The sequence below is a fragment of the Companilactobacillus zhachilii genome, assembly GCF_003606365.2.
Taxonomy (GTDB): domain Bacteria; phylum Bacillota; class Bacilli; order Lactobacillales; family Lactobacillaceae; genus Companilactobacillus; species Companilactobacillus zhachilii.
In genome coordinates this window covers 1363998-1381257 of the sequence record NZ_CP031933.2, presented here as the reverse complement: position 1 = coordinate 1381257, position 17260 = coordinate 1363998, and the positions used below count along the sequence as shown (strand labels likewise).

The window sequence follows — 17260 nt, the reverse complement described above, 5'->3', positions numbered from 1 at the left end:
AAATAGTATATGCTTTCACGCAATTAATTCTAACTATTTGCTTATTGTATGGCGGTTTTTTCTACTAGAAAGCAAATCGGAATAACAGTTGAAAAAGTATTTACAATTTGTAAATAAAATATTGTGATGTGCCGCCTCCAGGAGCAACGAAATTAGGTCGCTGTGGGGACCAATTCGAGCCAAAGAACGGTCTCGAATCTCGACTTTGAACCTCGCAAAAACCGCGAGTTTCAAAGCTCGTCCCGTGGTGTAAGCACTAAAGTGCTAACGCCACCTTCACAGCGACCTAATTTCGTTGCTCCCTCCAGCTAATTCCATTTACAGAATGATTATGAGCTTTAAATATATGGTGATTAATATCATCGTAAATAATGTAATACCACTAAAAAACGTTCAACCATTAATCAAAAACAGAAGAACGTTAAAAGAATAAGACCTTTTGAAAGTACCAACTCAATTAGAACATAATGTTATGTCGTAAACTTTCTATTATTCATACCAATTTTCTTAAAAATATAAAAGCCATCTACGAACCAAATAAACACAAAAACTATAATACCTGCACTCATCGGAATCCAAGTAATCGAGAACCAACCATCTTTCATTTGAGTATGTGTATAATATGACGCTTGTAAAATTGGAATATACAATATTGCATTGCCAATAGTTCCTTGAATAAAAACAATAACGCTGTAAATACTTGCCTCAATACCCTTTTCAAATAAAAGATCTTTTACCGTAAAACCAAGAATATTTAACAAGTTTGTATTGGAAGATCTTTCAGCACTAGAAATCATTGTTAATGAAATCACATTAGCTAAAATTATCAAAAATGGTGCTCCTAAAAATAGCGTTAATGTACCAAAAATCTCTGATAAACTTCTTTTGGTGGAAATGTTGGCCAAATCAAATGCAAGATACATAAAAAATGAGGAAATAAGTAAAAAAATAAAAATTGGAAAGGTCACGTTGCGTAGAAATTCTCTTTTCTCAAGAACATTCCAATACGCAGTTTGAAACGTTTTTATCATCTTCACTGGATACCAAGATGAAAGACTTTTTACTAAAATTGGTAAAATTATTCGTTCAGAATTATTTATTGTCATAATCATTAAAATAATTAGAACCAACAATAACTGTAAATAGGTATTTTCTAATGTAGGACTTCTAAATAATTCCATGAGACTTCTAGGTTCCTTAAAAAAAGACTGTATACATAAATCGTTCCGCTATAAACAGCGGTTATCCAAATCCAAGTTAAAACTAACAAGACTCTTTTTATTAATACATGTCCGTGTCTAATATTAGAGAAGATCTTTCTTGCACTGATTAATCCTAAAATACCAACCGTGAGACCCAAAACAACCATCGTTATTATCAAAGAACTCAACTGCATTTTCATATCAATCATTGGGAATTTAGTCATTCCGGGATTTGTTCGCACCCAATAATAAAATTTCTTAACAACCGGGTATGCTAAAAAATAACCAAAGGGCCCTCCAATCATTCCCATTAATCCCATTTGAACACCAATCAACATAGCAAGTTGCGTTGAGTCAGCTCCTAGTATCGACCACAACTTATAGTTGCTTTTGAACTTATTTATCAACAGCCTAGTAATTCCACTAATTATTAAGATTAGCGTTATTAATCCAAAAATTACCGGTGTGGTAAAAAGAACTACCGGATTGTAATTTCCATAATTAACTTTGGCACTAATTGAAGAACCCACTCCAATCATGGTAAAACCAATCACAAATCCTGCAGCCCCAAATAATATCAACGAACCAATCCAAGACTTCCACGAATATCGAAATTGCCATATTGCTAACCTCAACATGAATCTCACCCTTTCTCTATCATTTCCAAAAGTCCTGTTGTATCTGGTTTATTTAAAACTTTGACCAATTTTCCGTCTTTTAAAATAAGAGCTCTATCAGTTTTTGATGCCAAATCAATATCATGAGTAACCATAACGACGCAGGCCCCATTGTCAGCAAGTTTCCTCAAAATGTTAAAAATCAATTCTTTTGAACTTTCATCAACCGCTCCTGTAGGTTCATCCGCAAAAATAATTTTGGCATTTGTCACCAATACCCTAGCGATAGCCACTTTCTGTTGCTCACCTCCAGACAATGTATTGACGAAGCTACCCAAATCTGCCGAAAAATTCATACTATTTAATAGCACTTCAACTTTAGAATTACTGATCTTCTTACCTGATAAGCGAAGTGGCAAGACAATATTCTCTAAAACAGGTAATGCTGGCACTAAATTATAAGACTGGAAAATAAAGCCAATTTCCGTCCGTCTCATTTTAGCAATCTTAGCTGGTGACAAAAGATAAGGATTTAATGCATTTACTTTTACCAAACCGGTTGTTGGTTCCAAAAGGCCCGATACACATTTCAAGAGAGTTGACTTACCACTACCTGAAGGACCAATAATACTCAAAAATTCGTTTGAATAGGCGGTAAAAGATATATCTTTTAAAATATCAATGGATTTATTTTTACCTAAACTAAAACTTTTTGAAACACTATCAGCTTCTATAATCGCATCGTCCATCAAACTAATCCTCCGTCTTAAAGATTTTATTCTAGGTCATTTTTCGCTATTTTCTTTTTTAGGTATTACTTCATATACAATCGAATTAATATTATATCGATAATATGCTTGTAATATTTTCCAGATATATTTAGTTAATTTCCAAAAAATAGGGATTACTACCACCGAAATTAAGCAAAGAATGAGACTGCTAGCCATCCGTAATATTGTGAGTGCCCTTACTTTGGTGATTGTTTGCCAAACAACAACTCCTGGAGATATTAAGCAAGCACCTACTGTTCCCCAAAAAGCAATTTGTATCGTAATTAAAGCAATAGCTACAAACTCAAAAAACAAAAAGTTCACTATCAAACTACCTAAAAAGGCAAAGAAATTAAACTTACGTACGATAACTTCATCTTCCGCAAAAAAATACGAAGTATTGACATCAAACAAATTGCTCAAATCTTGAATCGCCTTAATGGGAGGATTATGCTTATCACTTTCCCAGCGTGCAACGGTTTGCTGTGTAACATATAATTTTTCCGCAACCTGAGCTTGAGTCATATTCTTCTCAATCCGTTTCATTTGAATACGTTGACCTATTGTTTCCGACATATTCCCGGTCCCCTTCTCTTGATAACTCTAGTAAGACACTTAAACTAGAAAAAATCTAACAATTTTTTTGATTTTCACCGTTATAACGAAACATGAACGCTTTAATTAGGCCAGTATCCAGCTATAAATGAAATTTTAAAACCACAAAGGACATTTTATTGTTTGAACACTAATAAAAAACTAACAATAAATTGATTCTGCAGAAATAACAAAAAAATTATGACAAAATATGCAGTATAAACGTAGAATAAAGCACCGATTTTCCCATCCCTAAAAATATGACTCCAGTAATCTAAAAATCTTTTTTTCAACTTTGGTCGTATATTTTTTTCAACTTTGGTCGTATAAGTGAATATAAAAAAAAGCTAGATATTTTTCTTGATATAAATCCAGAAAAATATCTAGCCTTTGATTATGTTAAATTTCAAATAATTCAGCGCTTTTTTTATCGAATTAGTTAGTTGTATCGTGTTAAAAATAACAAATAACTAAGCTCAAGAAAGAACCTAACTATTGAGCACATTCTGTTCAAACTTTAATTAAATTAATCTTTCTTACTAATCTCAATTCCCAAATCATCAAGTTGTTGTTTAGCAACCTCAAGTGGAGCATGTGTCATTGGTTCTGTAGCGTTTGAGTTCTTAGGGAAAGCAATAACGTCACGAATGTTATCTTTTCCAGAAAGAAGCATTGCAAAACGATCCAAACCAATAGCCAAGCCACCATGTGGAGGACAACCATATTGTAAGGCATCCAATAGGAAACCAAATTGTTCGTAGGCTTTTTCTTTAGTAAAGTCTAGCGCACGCAACATTTTTTCTTGAATCTTGTAATCATGGATACGAATCGAGCCACCACCAAGTTCATAACCGTTAAGAACGATATCATAACTTTGAGCATAAGCTTTATGAGGATCTTCACCTTCATTTAGATAGTAAACATCTTCTTCATTTGGCATTGTGAATGGATGGTGAGCAGCAGTCCAACGTTGGATACCCTCATCGTACTCAAACAATGGCCAGTTAACAACCCAGATGAAGGCAAATTCATTAGGATCATAAAGATGTTGTTCTTTAGCAATAGCTTTTCTCAAGTACCCTAATGAGTCAGCAACAACTTTCTTGTTATCAGCGACAAATAATAATAGGTCATCATTTTCAAGGCCAAGACGTTCAACCAAAGCAGCTTCTTGGGGCTTGATAAATTTAGCAACACCACCAGCTAATTCATTGTCATTGAACTTAGTCCATGCCAAGCCTTTAGCGCCAAAACGTTTGATATATTCTTGGTAAGCTTCAATGTTCTTACGTGAATACTTGTCAGCGCCACCTTTAACAACGATAGCTTTAACTTGACCGCCGTTATCAATTGTTCCCTTGAAAACTTTGAATTCACTATCTTGGAAGACGTCGTTTAAGTTTTGTAATTCCATACCGAAACGAACATCAGGCTTATCTGAACCATAACGATCCATAGCGTCATCCCAGTCGATTCTTGGGAATGGTGTTTTAACTTCAATACCCTTTTCGTCCTTCATAACACGAGCAATAAGACCTTCAGTAACGGTTTGAATTTCTTCTTTGCTCATGAAACTTGTTTCAATATCAATTTGTGTAAATTCAGGTTGACGGTCTCCACGAAGGTCTTCATCACGGAAACAGTGTGCTAGTTGGAAATAACGGTCGAATCCACCAACCATCAACAATTGCTTGAACAATTGTGGTGATTGTGGAAGAGCAAAGAAACGTCCTGGATAGACACGTGAAGGAACAAGGTAATCACGAGCACCTTCTGGTGTTGATGGTGTCAAATTAGGGGTTTCAATATCAATAAAGCCGTTATCATAAAGATATTCGTTAACTGAATGCTTGATTTGAGCACGAGTTCTGATAGCTTTTTGCATTTCAGGTCTACGTAAATCAAGGTAACGATACTTTAATTTAGTTTCTTCTGATGAATCAATACCATCTTTAATTTCAAATGGTGGTGTCAAAGATTTGTTAAGAATCTCAACTTTTTCAACGACAACTTCAACTTTACCAGTCTTCATGTCATCGTTAGTAGCACCCTCACCACGAAGTCTAACAGTACCGATAACGTTAATTACATATTCTGATCTAAGGTCTTCCGCAATATCAAGTGCGGCTTGATTATCAGTATTAAATACTAATTGTACGATACCTTTATAATCTCTAAGATCAACGAAAATCAAACCACCTAAGTCACGACGTCGTTGAACCCAACCATCTAAAGAAACTTTTTTACCAACATACTCTTCAGTAATGTTGCCACAATAATCTGTTCTTTCTTCCATGTTTATCCCTCGATTTTTTTCAATTCTGTTGCTAAATTCTCCAATGATACACTGACTTGTTCACCAGTAGCCATGTTCTTGACATTGGCTGTATCATTTTCCAATTCAGTGTCACCAATAGTTACAGTGTACTTTGCTTGTAAGTTATTAGCGGTCTTGAATTGAGCTTTAATTTTTCTTTGTAGATAATCTTTATCCGCACAGAATCCAGCTCTACGCAAGCTAGAAAGAATTTTCACTGAAGCACGTTCAGCTTTTTCACCAATTGTTACCAAGTAAACATCAAGATCATTAGCACTTGGCAAATCTTCATCTTTTAGTAACAACATCAAACGTTCAACACCAAGTCCAAAGCCAATACCAGGTGTTTCTGGTCCACCAAGTTCTTCAACTAAGCCATTGTAACGACCACCGGCTAAGACAGTAATTTCTTTATTGTCAAAAGCTGGGTCAGTTACCATAAATTCAAAGATTGTATGGTTATAGTAGTCAAGACCACGAACCATTGTTGAATCAACTTCATAATTAATATCTAAGTCATCCAACAAACCTTTAAGATATTCAAAACGTTGTGCTGAAGCTTCATTCAAGTAATCCAAAATTGATGGAGCATTAGCAACGATTTTCTTGTCATTAGCATCTTTACTATCAAGAATACGTAATGGATTCTTTTCTAGACGAATCTTCGAATCATCACTCAATTGGTCCTTAAATGGTGTAAAGTAATCAACCAAAGCTTTATGATAAGCGGCACGTGATTCAGGGTCACCCAATGTATTCAAGGCTACCTTCAAATTCTTGATACCTAAACGATTCAAAAATTCCAAACCAACTGAAATGATTTCAGCATCTAATTCAGGAGAATCAGAGCCAAAGGCTTCAACCCCGATTTGATGGAATTGACGTTGACGACCTGATTGAGGACGTTCATATCTAAACATTGGTCCCTTGTACCAAACTTTGTAAGGCTTGATGTGTTCAGGTCCATAAAGTTTATTTTCAACATAGGCACGAACAACACCAGCTGTTCCTTCTGGTCTAAGAGCTAAATGTCTATCACCCTTATCTTTAAAATCATACATTTCCTTTGAAACAATATCAGATGTATCACCTGATGATCTTTCAAAGACTTCATATGATTCAAAGATTGGCGTTCTTATTTCTGAAAAACGATATTTATTAAACGTATCTTGGGCAATTGATTCAATATATTGCCACTTTTGGGATTCCCCAGGCAAAATGTCCATGGTCCCCTTTGGTTTTTGATAGCGCATAAAATCCTCCTTAAATAAAAAACACCCTTGTCCAAATAAGACAAGGGTGCATTCTGCACGGTACCACCTAGTTTTTTTGCTGCAGTTAACGCCTGCCAAACGATTAAAACGTCACACAATCAATCGTTATCTGCTCTCAGCCACCAGATTCTCTGTAAAACGATTTATTTGATTACGAATATACTTATAAACTATCTAAAATAGAATACGTTGTCAAGACGGTTACGTAATGTTACCGGTTCCAATTGATTTTCTTGTGCTTTAATGTAACACAGTAAAGAAATACTTGAACACATATAATTCCATTTTTTTAATTATCAGTTTGAATCATTTTCGGTTTCTTAACCATTAAGGATTTAGAATTTATACTCATAAATTACATACAAAAATCAAACTTCAACAATCCAGCAAAACATAAACTAGCCGGAGGGAACAAGAAATTTAGGTCGCCGTGGAGGTGGCGTTAGGGATTTATCCCTTACACCACGGGACGACTTTTGAAATTCGCGTTCTTTGCGAAGTTCAAAATCGAAATTGGAGACCGCTCTATGGCTCCAATCGGTCCCCACAGCGACCTAAAATTCTTGTTCCCGGAGGCGGAATATTTAATTATTCCCAAAAGCTATAACACCTGATTTCAACCATTTGTATCCCTTTTCTATCATTAAAACAACAAAATATTCTAAATTCACCATTTTTACACGAACAAAAGTTCTAAAAAGTCAAATTTTATTAGGAAATTTACAATCTATTCTTTTAACTTGTTACTATATTAAGTAAGATATACATATAGAATGTGTATTTAAATTCTGAAAATTGCAAAACCGTCCTAATTGTTGCTAAAGTAAGATTAACTTTCGTATTTTTAAACCAAAACAACGATTTCGCATTAAGATTTATCAATCTATAAAATTACACTTTAATCACAACAGAAAAGATTTTAAAAATTGTGTTTGTAATAAAAAAAATAATTAAACTTTGTCAGTATTTTGACAATAAAGGAATCAGTTAAATGAAAAAGATAATACAACTTTTTATTAAAAACCGGATTCTTGTTGCTATTTTATTATTACTCGCCCTATCGAGTTGGTCCACAGTGGCGTTAGCGAGTGCTAATGCAGTTGTGGTTCGCTCTGACTCCGTAAATGTTCGTATTGGTCCGGGATTGTCTTACGCAAATATGGGCCAAGTAAAAAAAGGTGACAAACTTGCCATCTTGGATGAGAAAAATAAATGGTATCAAGTCAGACTATCCGGAGATAAAATTGGCTGGGTTGCCAGCTGGTTGATTGACAACACTGATGTTAGTTCTGCAACCAATAAAGTTGGAATCGTTAAGGTCCCTAATACAACTGTCTTCAAGAGTGCTGATGCTGGAAGCAATGTTTTAGGTACTATCGAACAATCACAAAAAGTTACGATCATGTATCAAGAACAAGATTGGACACAAATTTTGTACAATGGTACTGCTGGCTGGGTCAAATCCAGTTTCATCCAAGGTACTCAGGAAACTTCTGGTTCAACTGTCTCTTCAAATACTTCCTCTGATAATGACATCAAGAAAGTTACCGTTACTCAACCAAATACCAAATTACGTATCGAGCCTGACCAAAACGGCCGTGTCGTTAAAACAGCTAAGGTCGGTAAACAATTTGATTACTTAGGTAAAGACGGCAAGTGGTATAAAGTTCGTGACTCAGACGGCTCTGTCGGTTATGTTGCCAGTTGGGTCGTTACCATTTCTGGTACTAAGAGCGCTGTTAAGTCAGCAGCCACAAATATTTCCGAGGCTACGATCGTCATTGATCCTGGACACGGTGGCAATGATTCCGGTGCTGAATCTAAAAAGAATACTTACGAAAAGAACTTCACTCTCGCTTATGCTAAAGCTATCAAGAAAGAACTCGAAAAAACTGGTGCACGTGTCGTTCTAACCCGTTCAGGTGATGACAGTAAATCACTCGGTGAAAGAGCTCGTCTATCAAGCAAGATTCAAGCAGATGCATTTATCAGTTTGCATTTTGATTCCAGTGCTCAAGAAAATGCTGGTTCTGGTGTCACAACTTACTATTATAATAAAGACAAAGATGGTTCCCTTGCTGATGACCTAAATAGTCAACTCAAGAATCTTTCCATAGGTAATCGTGGGACAGCTCAAAAAGATCTCTACGTTCTCCATTACAACAGTCAACCATCAGTCTTAATCGAGCTAGGTTATATCAACTCGAACACAGATTATAAGTACATCAATTCCGATACTTACAAAGCTGAAGTTGCTAAAGATGTAGCTAATGGTTTGAAAGAATATTTTAAATAAAATTATATAAATGACAAAAAAGTATGTCCAAACACGGTCAGCTTTCTAGGATTTAAATAATAGCTCCAGCAATCTGATATTTTTGATTGCTGGAGCTATTATTTTAAACAGAAAAATATTGCTTTATTCCACGCCTGCGCCACATTTTTAACAAATGAGTTGTCTTTTTTGTTATAGTTAGACCAACTAATGGAGGAAAGCCTATGAAAGTATATTTAATACGCCACTCTCAACCAGACTTCAAACAAGTTGACCAAGCGGGTTATGTTGGCTATGGACGTGACTTAACCCGCTTAACTCCATACGGTATTAGGGTCGCCCAAAAAGTTGCTTTAAATCCTATTTTTGACGAAATGCAACTACTTCTAGTCTCTCCTTATACTCGGACCATGCAAACGGCCATGGAATTTGCTAAAAAGAACCCTAATTTACCTACCCAAGTGGAATTGTTACTTCACGAATGGCGTCCCGATCTAACTGGCCGTAAGTTAACTGGTTATCCGCAAGTCAAAGCCGCTTTCAACGACTACCTTCATAATACTCACCATTCAGATATGGATTACGAAACTGCTGAACAATTAATTACACGAGTAAAATCGGTGCTCGATAAATACAAGGATGACTATGACTGCATTGGTTGTGTTACTCACGGACAAGTTATCCGTAGAATGATGGGACTTGATATGCACACACAAATTCCTTATTGTGGTATTTATGAACTAGATTACAAATGACTGGGGGAAGCAATTATCAAAAATTTTGAAAAATCGTTACCTACAAAGAAAACACGTCAACTTTACGATAAAGCCGGCCGGTTACCCAGACTATTTCGGACATACAATCGACGTCAATTCATCGAATTATTGATTGGCCTCGTTACCCTCTTCTTTCGTGGGATTGGTATTATCTTTTTAATCGCATCATTAATGGACTTGTACTTTTTCTCAGCAGTTTATAAAGTACGAAATTTGCACACCGGCGAAACATTTATGATGGAACGTGATGAGTGGTCACACTATCGCACCCTTTACAAAAAACAAAAAGCTATGGCATAACTATTCGTTGGTTCTTTCTCAAGTCTGGTTACGGAACCGAACATAAAAAAGGTTAGATATTTTTCTCTTGGTATAAATCCAGAAAAAATATCTAACCTTTTTGCTTATATTAAATTTCAAATAATGCGTAATCCCTTTATCGAATCAATTGGTTATACCGTATAAAAAACAACGAATATATTAGTCTCTGGGTGCAAGAAATGTTGGCAGCAGTGACGGTGGCGTTAGGACTTTACTATTACACCACGGGACAAGTTTTGAAATTCGCGTACTTTGCGAAGTTCAAAATCGAGACTTGAGACCGCTCTTTGGCTCCAATCGGTCCCCACAGCGCCAACATTTCTTGCACACAGAGACGACAACTAACCAAATTAAAGAACCTTATTCACTATATGGATGTACACAATCTGCCAAACGAGACTGAATGTAATTTAATTCAGTCTTCTTCAACTCACGTGTTTCCTTAATTGTTTTAACTAATCCCAGAATTGTTTCTTTCTCTGATTCGTCAGTCAAATTCAAGCAATAACCATTACGACGTAAAAAGAAGTCCATCGCTGCAATTGCTGTTTGAGTATTATATTTCTCAAAGATATCATCACAAATGATTGTACAGAATAAATGTGTCAAATAAACATTCAAGTTATCGAATTGATTTAAAAATTCAATATTACTTTGTAATCGCTTTTCACTAAACGTGATTTCTTCGTTATCTTCAATCGCTAAATGAATTGCGACAATTTGATCATAAGTTAATTTTTCAAGTTTGTTTTCCATATTTACATCCATTAAATTATTTTTTCAATTTCCAATAAGTCACTTACACGATAATCTTCACCAAAATCAACTGATTCAGAATTCAATAATATTGTATTAGCACCAACACTCTGACCGAAATCGATATCAATCTTACGATCACCAACAACCCAAAGATCCTCTTTCTTCAGGTCATATTTATTAATCAAGTACTTCAGCATATCGGGGTCAGGCTTTCGCTTGAAACCGTCAGCAACACTGATAACTTCTTTAAAGTAGTGTTCAATCCCTAAAGACTTTGCCAAAGGAAAAATTGATTGGTCACGATGTGTAACGATAAATTGCATGCAATGTTGCTCATCACAATATTGCAAAACATTTTTAATATGTGGAATCAAAGTAATCTTGTCATGATACTCTTTTTCATATCTGAAATAACTGGCATAAAATACTTTCACCGCTTGTGCTACATCATCTTGATCTTTTAATAATTCAGTCACAAACTTCCGCACAGAAGTCTTCTTAGCTTCCTTAAAAATTGTATCTTTTGACAAACTAATCCCAAAGTTTTCGCGTAAAGATTTCTGAGTCGCTGAGACAATCCCTGGATAACTATTAGCAATAGTATCATCAAAGTCCCAAACAATACTTTTCATATTTATCTCTCCATTAAAATAGTTACTGGTCCATCATTGGTCAATGATACTTGCATATCAGCCCCAAATTCACCAGTTTCAACGGTCAATCCATACCCTCTCAATAAGTCATTGAATTGATCATATTTCTTGCTTGATGTCGCAAAATCACCTGCACCAGTAAAACTTGGTCGGTTACCATGCTTAGTATCCGCATAGAGTGTAAACTGGGAAATCGACAAGATCTTTCCATCAACATCATTTATTGCTAAATTCATTTTATCATCCGTATCCGAAAAGACACGCATATTTGCAATTTTTCGTGCCATATATTCGAGTGTTTCATCTGTATCTTCATTTGCAAAAGCAACTAACAAACAAAATCCTTGATCAATTTGACCAAGGATTTTGTCGTCAACAGTCACTTTAGCTTGAGATACTCGTTGTACTACAACTTTCATTAAGCTACCGTCCTCTTGATTTCATAGACATTTGGTATATTCTTCAACTTCGAAATAATGTTATCCAAATGTTCCTTATTATTAACACCAATACTTACATGAATGATGGCCATCTTTTCTTTATCAAGGCGACCAATTACATTATTTAGCGTATTAGTATTCGAATTGATTACTTGTAGTACTTCGTTGATCAGGCCATTACGATTAAAGGCATAGACATCAAGTTCGGCGGTATAACGCTTCTCTTTTGTGACATTATCCCAACTAACGTCAATGAATCGACGCTTTGCTTCTTCACTTTGGACATTAGGACAATCGGCACGATGAATCGTCAACCCGCGGCCCTTAGTAATATAACCAACAATTTCATCCCCAGGAATCGGATTACAACATTTAGCTAAACGAATTAGCAAATTATCGATTCCTTGCACGGAAATACTAGTATTAGCGTTATTACGTTCCTTTTTAAGTTTAGGACTCTCAGATTGTGGCTGTGTAACCTTTTCTTCAGTATTAGTAATAACTTGTTCTTCAAGCTCTTTTTTCTCAGCTTCTTTTTTGCGGTCTGGATCTTCACTTACTAACTTATGAACGACGTTAATTGGCGAAAGTTCACCATAACCAACTGCATTGAACAATTCATCTGGCTCAGTATAGTTGAAAATTTTCATAGCAATTTCCAAATGTTTCTTATCAAGATATTTTTTACCTGACAAAGAACGATTCTTCAATTCATTTTCAATTGACTCACGACCGAGGACAATATTTTCTTCACGATCTTTAGTTCTAAAGTAACGTTTGATTTTATTACGTGCTCGTGAAGTATAAACAACATTGACCCAGTCACGACTTGGCTCTGAGTTAGAGTTAGTCAACATTTCCACAATGTCGCCATTCTTCAATTGATAGTTTAATGGAACCATTCTGCCATTGATTTTAGCACCAATCGAATGATTACCAACTTCCGTATGTACTTGATAAGCGAAATCAAGCGTTACAGCGCCCTTAGGTAGCTCGATAACTTCACCTTCAGGCGTAAATACATAAACACGGTCATTGAAAATTTCACCCTTCACTGACTTCATAAAATCAGCGGCATTATCAGAATTTTCTTGAAGTTCCAAGATTTCACGGAAAACATCGATTTTTTGTTCATTATCGTCGATGTTAGCACCTTCAAAATTACCTTCCTTATAAGCCCAGTGAGCAGCAACACCATATTCAGCAACTTGATGCATTTCAAATGTTCTAATTTGAACTTCGAGTGGTTGACCACCAGGGCCAATGATTGTTGTATGTAGCGATTGATACCCATTTGCCTTAGGTACAGCAATATAGTCTTTGAAGCGACCTGGAATTGGCTTCCACTTAGAGTGAATCGAACCCAAAACCGCGTAACAATCCTTAACTGAATCAACCACGATACGAATAGCTAGCAAATCATATAATTCAGAAAATTGCTTATGCTTATCACGCATTTTCTTATAGATTGAATAAATATGCTTAGGACGACCATAAATATCATATTTAATACCCAGGGCGTCAACATTTTTCTTAATATAATCAATGGCTTCAGCAATATAAGCTTCACGTTGATCACGTTTACTATTCATCAAGTGGACAATCCGGTAATACTGTTGGGGATTGATATAATGCAAAGATAAGTCTTCCAATTCCCATTTGATCTTACTAATACCTAAACGATCAGCTAAAGGTGCATAAATTTCCAAAGTTTCATTGGCGATACGACGTTGTTTATCCGGACGCAAAGCCTTTAAAGTTCTCATATTATGCAATCGGTCTGCCAATTTCACCATGATGACACGTAAGTCCTTGGCGGTTGCCAATAACATCTTCCGGTGATTTTCGGCCAAAAGTTCTTGATGAGAGTGATATTTATATTTACTGATTTTGGTAACGCCATCGACAATCGTGCCAACTTGTTCACCAAAAAGTTCTTTAACATCACCAAGGGTCACGTTGGTATCTTCAACGACATCATGTAAATAACCTGCTGCCACAGTATAAGGGTCCATATGTAATGAAGCTAAAATTTCTGCTACTTGAGTTGGGTGAATAATATATGGCTCGCCAGTAGCACGCTTTTGCTCCTTGTGAACGTAAGCCGCAAACTGATACGACTTATTGACAAATTCGACGTGCTCCTCGTTCATATAGCTACGACAAATATCTAAAACTTCTTCTGGTGTATAATCTTTAATTTTTTTCATGGAAATATTCACCCCGTTACAATAAAAAGCACTCAGCGAGTGCTTTTAAGTTTACATATTATTATGATTGCTTTAATGCTAAATATCAATTAATTTTCTTTATCAAATAAGAAATAAATTAAAATACTTAAAACCAAGTAAATTCCGGCTAAAAAATAGCCGTAGCGACCATATTTAACGAACACACTGATTACGAAGATAACTGGAAAAATAACTAAATTATAAAACGATAAGTTATATTTCTTCGAAAACCAACCAATAAAACTGGCAAACAAAATATTGATAATAAAGAATAACCAAATGATGCGGTTCGTTCTACCTAAATGAAAGAGATTAAACAAGATTGGCATAATAAATACCAATACGATTGAGATTAATGCAATATAAGTTGTTTTTGATTTTTCAACTTTTTCCAAATATTTTTCACGATTTGTTCCTCATTTTACTGTTAGTTCGTACTTATATGATAGCACTGATAAGAAATACATGGGAGCAGTTTCAGCTCGCATGATTCGAGGACCTAAGCCCACTGATACAAAATCATTTTGATTCAAAAAGTCGATCTCGTCTGGAGCAAATCCACCTTCCGGTCCAAAAGCACATAATACCGATTTTGGTGACTGATTTAAAGTTTGACCGAGACGACTGATTTCACCCTGCTTGGCCGATTCTTCATAAGCAACTAAATTGGCCTCTGCTTGATATTTCAATAAATCAGCCAACTTGTTAACATAAATAACTTCAGGAATAATCCGGCGTTTAGACTGCTGAGCCGCATTTTTGGCGATTTCTTGTAAACGAGCTAGTTTCTTTTCAACGACATTAGTCTTCCACTTCATTATCGAATACTTAGAATCGAAGAAAATAATCGTCTTAGCTCCTAATTCAGTCGACTTCTGGGTAATCCACTCAATCTTATCCTTTTTAGATAAGGAACAGGCCACCGTCACATCAACCGGCATTTCTGTACTAGGGCGATTTACCAACTCAATCGAAGTCAAAATATTGTTATTCTCACTATCAATTTCATCAATTGTAGCTGCATATAGTTTCTCACTTGGATCCACCAAATAAACAATATCACCAGTCTTATGACGCATTACTTTAGCAATATGCTTAAAAGTCTCTGCTTCATCGATTGTAAATTTATCACTATTAATAATTTCTTTAACGAAGTATTGCTCCATCTTCCGCCTCGAACTCTTCTTTTCTTCTACAAATTAATGTTGACCATCCCTTTAAATGGAAAGCTTCCAAGACGATAAAGCCTTGTTCAGCCATTTGGTCAGTTATCAATTGCTCTTTTTCATTAATAATACCCGATAATACTACAAAACCATTAGCATTCAAATGATTATCGATGTCAGGAATAAATTGTTGAATGACATCGGCTAACATATTAGCGACAATCACATCAACTTTGCCATCAACACCATCAAGTAAAGAATTTTCAAATACTTCAATATCTTCACAGCCAGGATTCAGTTGAATATTTTCCTTGGCAGCGCGGACAGCTTCAGGGTCAAGATCGTAAGCCTTGATATCCTTCACACCCAACAAACGAGCTTGAATCGATAAAATGCCTGAACCAGTTCCGACATCATAAAGTGAGTCAGCATCGCCTAGAATTAGCTCTAATGCTTGCATACATGAATAAGTAGTTGGATGGGTTCCGGTACCAAATGACTTACCAGGATCCATAACAATAGTATGTTCATCAGCGTACTTTGGTTGGTAATCGACCCAATTAGGTACAACCGTCAAATAGCGACTGATTTTTACCGGATGATAATACTGTTTCCATTCATTTTCCCAGCTACTATCATCTAGTTCACTGATAGAAATCTTAACTCCAGTAGTATCAAAGCCAAATTCAGGTAATTTATCGATTTCAGCTTGTAAGTTATTTACAATTTTATCATCATAACTGTTCTCATCAAAATAAGAGTTAATTTTTGTTTTAACCTCATTATTTTCATCGTCAACCATTTCTGTCCCATTAGCGCCAACACGCATAAAGACATCCGAAATAATTTCAGGATCAAAATCATTAGGAATGGCGACCGTTATTTTTTTCCAAAGCATTTATGTAGTTCCTCCAGTTGTATCTGATTTAAAACGTGGCTTTTGTCTTTCCACCATTATATTAGTCTCAAGTCACAAGTTTCCCTGTTTGCGACTGAAGACAACAACTTATAGTTATTAATTAGATTACTAGAAAAAGCCAATAAAAAAAAGAGGTTCTTTCTTAACTTTGGTTATCTACCGTCTCTGGGTGCAAGAAATGTTGGTGCTGTGGGGACCGATTGGAGCCAGAGTGCGGTCTCCAATCTCGATTTTGAACTTCGCAAAGTACGCGAATTTCAAAACTCGTCCCGTGGTGTAATGGCTAAAGCCATAACGCCACCTTCACTGCTGCCAACATTTCTTGCACCCAGAGACTAATATATTCGTTATTCTTTATACGATGTAACTAACTAATTTGATAAAAAAGTGCTATCTTATTCGAAATTGAACATAAGCAAAAGGCTAGATATTTTTCTGGATTTATCCCAGAAGAAATACCTAGCCCTTTTTATTTAATGAAAAAATTAATCGAATTGAGGAATTCGCCTTGACTTGCTTTTATTTTGAACGAGCTTCTTCTAAACTCAAGTGATTGATTAGATTATTATCAGTATCCATACAGTTAAGGGCGTCAATTAAATCAACAAAGTAATTGTTTAATTTTTCAGCCATCACACTGTTTTGAAGATGATATTTATCAAGGTAAGAAATACACAACTTCATAAAACGATGGATATTTGAAATATAATTATCGGCTAAGCGTGAATATGTTTCATATCTCAACGCTTCCCCTCGTTCGATAATTTTCATCGTCTTAAAATATTCTGTAAAAACCTCGTTATAAGTTACAAATCTTTCTAAGAGAACGTTAGTTTCTAATATACGATATTTATTTGATTGTGCTGTCATAAATCCTCCACCTCATTTCTTTTTAATATAATAGCATATGAATTTAATTATGCAAAGTATTAGTTTATTTTTATAA

The 17260-nt window shown here is 35.4% G+C and carries 17 protein-coding genes; 3 read left to right on the top strand and 14 right to left on the bottom strand.

Translation table 11 applies throughout. The annotated features are described in order from the left end of the window. Positions 1-470: 470 nt before the first annotated feature. The 6 genes from D1B17_RS06295 to hisS all read right to left on the bottom strand — a co-directional run bounded on the left by D1B17_RS06295 (position 471) and on the right by hisS (position 6753). On the bottom strand, positions 471-923 hold the full coding sequence (locus D1B17_RS06295; RefSeq protein ID WP_137432114.1) for a hypothetical protein: 453 nt from the start codon (positions 921-923) through the stop codon (positions 471-473). A 230-nt stretch (positions 924-1153) separates the two neighbouring features. Beyond that, positions 1154-1783: an FtsX-like permease family protein gene (locus tag D1B17_RS06290; protein ID WP_166806635.1), complete on the bottom strand. Its 630-nt coding sequence runs from the start codon at positions 1781-1783 to the stop codon at positions 1154-1156. A 62-nt stretch (positions 1784-1845) separates the two neighbouring features. Further along, positions 1846-2568: an ABC transporter ATP-binding protein gene (locus D1B17_RS06285; RefSeq protein ID WP_120142503.1), complete on the bottom strand. Its 723-nt coding sequence runs from the start codon at positions 2566-2568 to the stop codon at positions 1846-1848. Between the two features lie 36 nt (positions 2569-2604). Then, on the bottom strand, positions 2605-3165 hold the full coding sequence (locus D1B17_RS06280; protein WP_120142504.1) for a helix-turn-helix domain-containing protein: 561 nt from the start codon (positions 3163-3165) through the stop codon (positions 2605-2607). A 544-nt stretch (positions 3166-3709) separates the two neighbouring features. Next, positions 3710-5479 (bottom strand): aspartate--tRNA ligase, encoded by a 1770-nt coding sequence (gene aspS / locus D1B17_RS06275; protein ID WP_120142505.1) that lies wholly within the window; start codon positions 5477-5479, stop codon positions 3710-3712. Positions 5480-5481: 2 nt separating this feature from the next. Beyond that, positions 5482-6753 (bottom strand): histidine--tRNA ligase, encoded by a 1272-nt coding sequence (gene hisS / locus D1B17_RS06270; RefSeq protein ID WP_120142506.1) that lies wholly within the window; start codon positions 6751-6753, stop codon positions 5482-5484. 1012 nt (positions 6754-7765) lie between these two features. Here hisS and D1B17_RS06265 point away from each other — a divergent pair. The 3 genes from D1B17_RS06265 (at position 7766) to D1B17_RS12890 (ending at position 10125) form a co-directional block, all read left to right on the top strand. Then, positions 7766-9070, top strand: a complete 1305-nt coding sequence (locus D1B17_RS06265) for an N-acetylmuramoyl-L-alanine amidase family protein (RefSeq protein WP_120142507.1) — start codon at positions 7766-7768, stop codon at positions 9068-9070. Between the two features lie 203 nt (positions 9071-9273). After that, a complete protein-coding gene (locus tag D1B17_RS06260) occupies positions 9274-9804 on the top strand; it encodes a histidine phosphatase family protein (protein ID WP_120142508.1) in 531 nt (176 codons plus the stop codon). A gap of 192 nt (positions 9805-9996) precedes the next feature. Continuing rightward, positions 9997-10125 carry a hypothetical protein gene (locus D1B17_RS12890; RefSeq protein ID WP_276606932.1) on the top strand — a complete coding sequence of 43 codons (129 nt, stop codon included), beginning with the start codon at positions 9997-9999 and terminating at the stop codon, positions 10123-10125. Between the two features lie 381 nt (positions 10126-10506). Here D1B17_RS12890 and D1B17_RS06255 read toward each other — a convergent pair whose 3' ends face one another. The 8 genes from D1B17_RS06255 to D1B17_RS06220 all read right to left on the bottom strand — a co-directional run bounded on the left by D1B17_RS06255 (position 10507) and on the right by D1B17_RS06220 (position 17184). Further along, entirely contained in the window at positions 10507-10902 is a 396-nt protein-coding gene (locus D1B17_RS06255; protein WP_120142509.1) for a hypothetical protein, read from the bottom strand. Positions 10903-10913: 11 nt separating this feature from the next. Continuing rightward, complete coding sequence (locus D1B17_RS06250; RefSeq protein ID WP_120142510.1) at positions 10914-11537, bottom strand: HAD-IA family hydrolase; 624 nt, start codon at positions 11535-11537, stop codon at positions 10914-10916. A 2-nt stretch (positions 11538-11539) separates the two neighbouring features. Further along, positions 11540-11977 (bottom strand): D-aminoacyl-tRNA deacylase, encoded by a 438-nt coding sequence (gene dtd / locus D1B17_RS06245; protein WP_120142511.1) that lies wholly within the window; start codon positions 11975-11977, stop codon positions 11540-11542. Next, a complete protein-coding gene (locus D1B17_RS06240) occupies positions 11977-14208 on the bottom strand; it encodes a RelA/SpoT family protein (protein WP_120142512.1) in 2232 nt (743 codons plus the stop codon). Before D1B17_RS06240 ends, dtd begins: the two co-directional genes overlap by 1 nt. 89 nt (positions 14209-14297) lie before the next feature. Further along, positions 14298-14624, bottom strand: coding sequence for a hypothetical protein (locus tag D1B17_RS06235; protein ID WP_120142513.1), 327 nt, complete (start codon positions 14622-14624; stop codon positions 14298-14300). 21 nt (positions 14625-14645) lie between these two features. Further along, positions 14646-15395: an RsmE family RNA methyltransferase gene (locus tag D1B17_RS06230; protein ID WP_120142514.1), complete on the bottom strand. Its 750-nt coding sequence runs from the start codon at positions 15393-15395 to the stop codon at positions 14646-14648. Continuing rightward, on the bottom strand, positions 15376-16293 hold the full coding sequence (gene prmA / locus D1B17_RS06225; RefSeq protein ID WP_120142515.1) for a 50S ribosomal protein L11 methyltransferase: 918 nt from the start codon (positions 16291-16293) through the stop codon (positions 15376-15378). Before prmA ends, D1B17_RS06230 begins: the two co-directional genes overlap by 20 nt. Positions 16294-16833: 540 nt before the next feature. Next, the gene (locus D1B17_RS06220; protein WP_120142516.1) at positions 16834-17184 is read right to left on the bottom strand and encodes a hypothetical protein; all 351 of its coding nucleotides are present in this window, start codon (positions 17182-17184) and stop codon (positions 16834-16836) included. Between the last annotated feature and the right edge of the window lie 76 nt (positions 17185-17260).

What these genes read in the sequence shown, in the direction of transcription:
- D1B17_RS06220 (WP_120142516.1), bottom strand. Translation starts at nt 17,184, where the DNA reads ATGACAGCACAATCAAATAAATATCGTATATTAGAAACTAACGTTCTC.
- D1B17_RS06285 (WP_120142503.1), bottom strand. Translation starts at nt 2,568, where the DNA reads ATGGACGATGCGATTATAGAAGCTGATAGTGTTTCAAAAAGTTTTAGT.
- D1B17_RS06250 (WP_120142510.1), bottom strand. Translation starts at nt 11,537, where the DNA reads ATGAAAAGTATTGTTTGGGACTTTGATGATACTATTGCTAATAGTTAT.
- D1B17_RS06295 (WP_137432114.1), bottom strand. Translation starts at nt 923, where the DNA reads ATGTATCTTGCATTTGATTTGGCCAACATTTCCACCAAAAGAAGTTTA.
- D1B17_RS06260 (WP_120142508.1), top strand. Translation starts at nt 9,274, where the DNA reads ATGAAAGTATATTTAATACGCCACTCTCAACCAGACTTCAAACAAGTT.
- D1B17_RS12890 (WP_276606932.1), top strand. Translation starts at nt 9,997, where the DNA reads ATGGACTTGTACTTTTTCTCAGCAGTTTATAAAGTACGAAATTTGCAC.
- D1B17_RS06265 (WP_120142507.1), top strand. Translation starts at nt 7,766, where the DNA reads ATGAAAAAGATAATACAACTTTTTATTAAAAACCGGATTCTTGTTGCT.
- aspS (WP_120142505.1), bottom strand. Translation starts at nt 5,479, where the DNA reads ATGGAAGAAAGAACAGATTATTGTGGCAACATTACTGAAGAGTATGTT.
- D1B17_RS06255 (WP_120142509.1), bottom strand. Translation starts at nt 10,902, where the DNA reads ATGGAAAACAAACTTGAAAAATTAACTTATGATCAAATTGTCGCAATT.
- prmA (WP_120142515.1), bottom strand. Translation starts at nt 16,293, where the DNA reads ATGCTTTGGAAAAAAATAACGGTCGCCATTCCTAATGATTTTGATCCT.
- D1B17_RS06280 (WP_120142504.1), bottom strand. Translation starts at nt 3,165, where the DNA reads ATGTCGGAAACAATAGGTCAACGTATTCAAATGAAACGGATTGAGAAG.
- D1B17_RS06240 (WP_120142512.1), bottom strand. Translation starts at nt 14,208, where the DNA reads ATGAAAAAAATTAAAGATTATACACCAGAAGAAGTTTTAGATATTTGT.
- D1B17_RS06230 (WP_120142514.1), bottom strand. Translation starts at nt 15,395, where the DNA reads ATGGAGCAATACTTCGTTAAAGAAATTATTAATAGTGATAAATTTACA.
- hisS (WP_120142506.1), bottom strand. Translation starts at nt 6,753, where the DNA reads ATGCGCTATCAAAAACCAAAGGGGACCATGGACATTTTGCCTGGGGAA.
- dtd (WP_120142511.1), bottom strand. Translation starts at nt 11,977, where the DNA reads ATGAAAGTTGTAGTACAACGAGTATCTCAAGCTAAAGTGACTGTTGAC.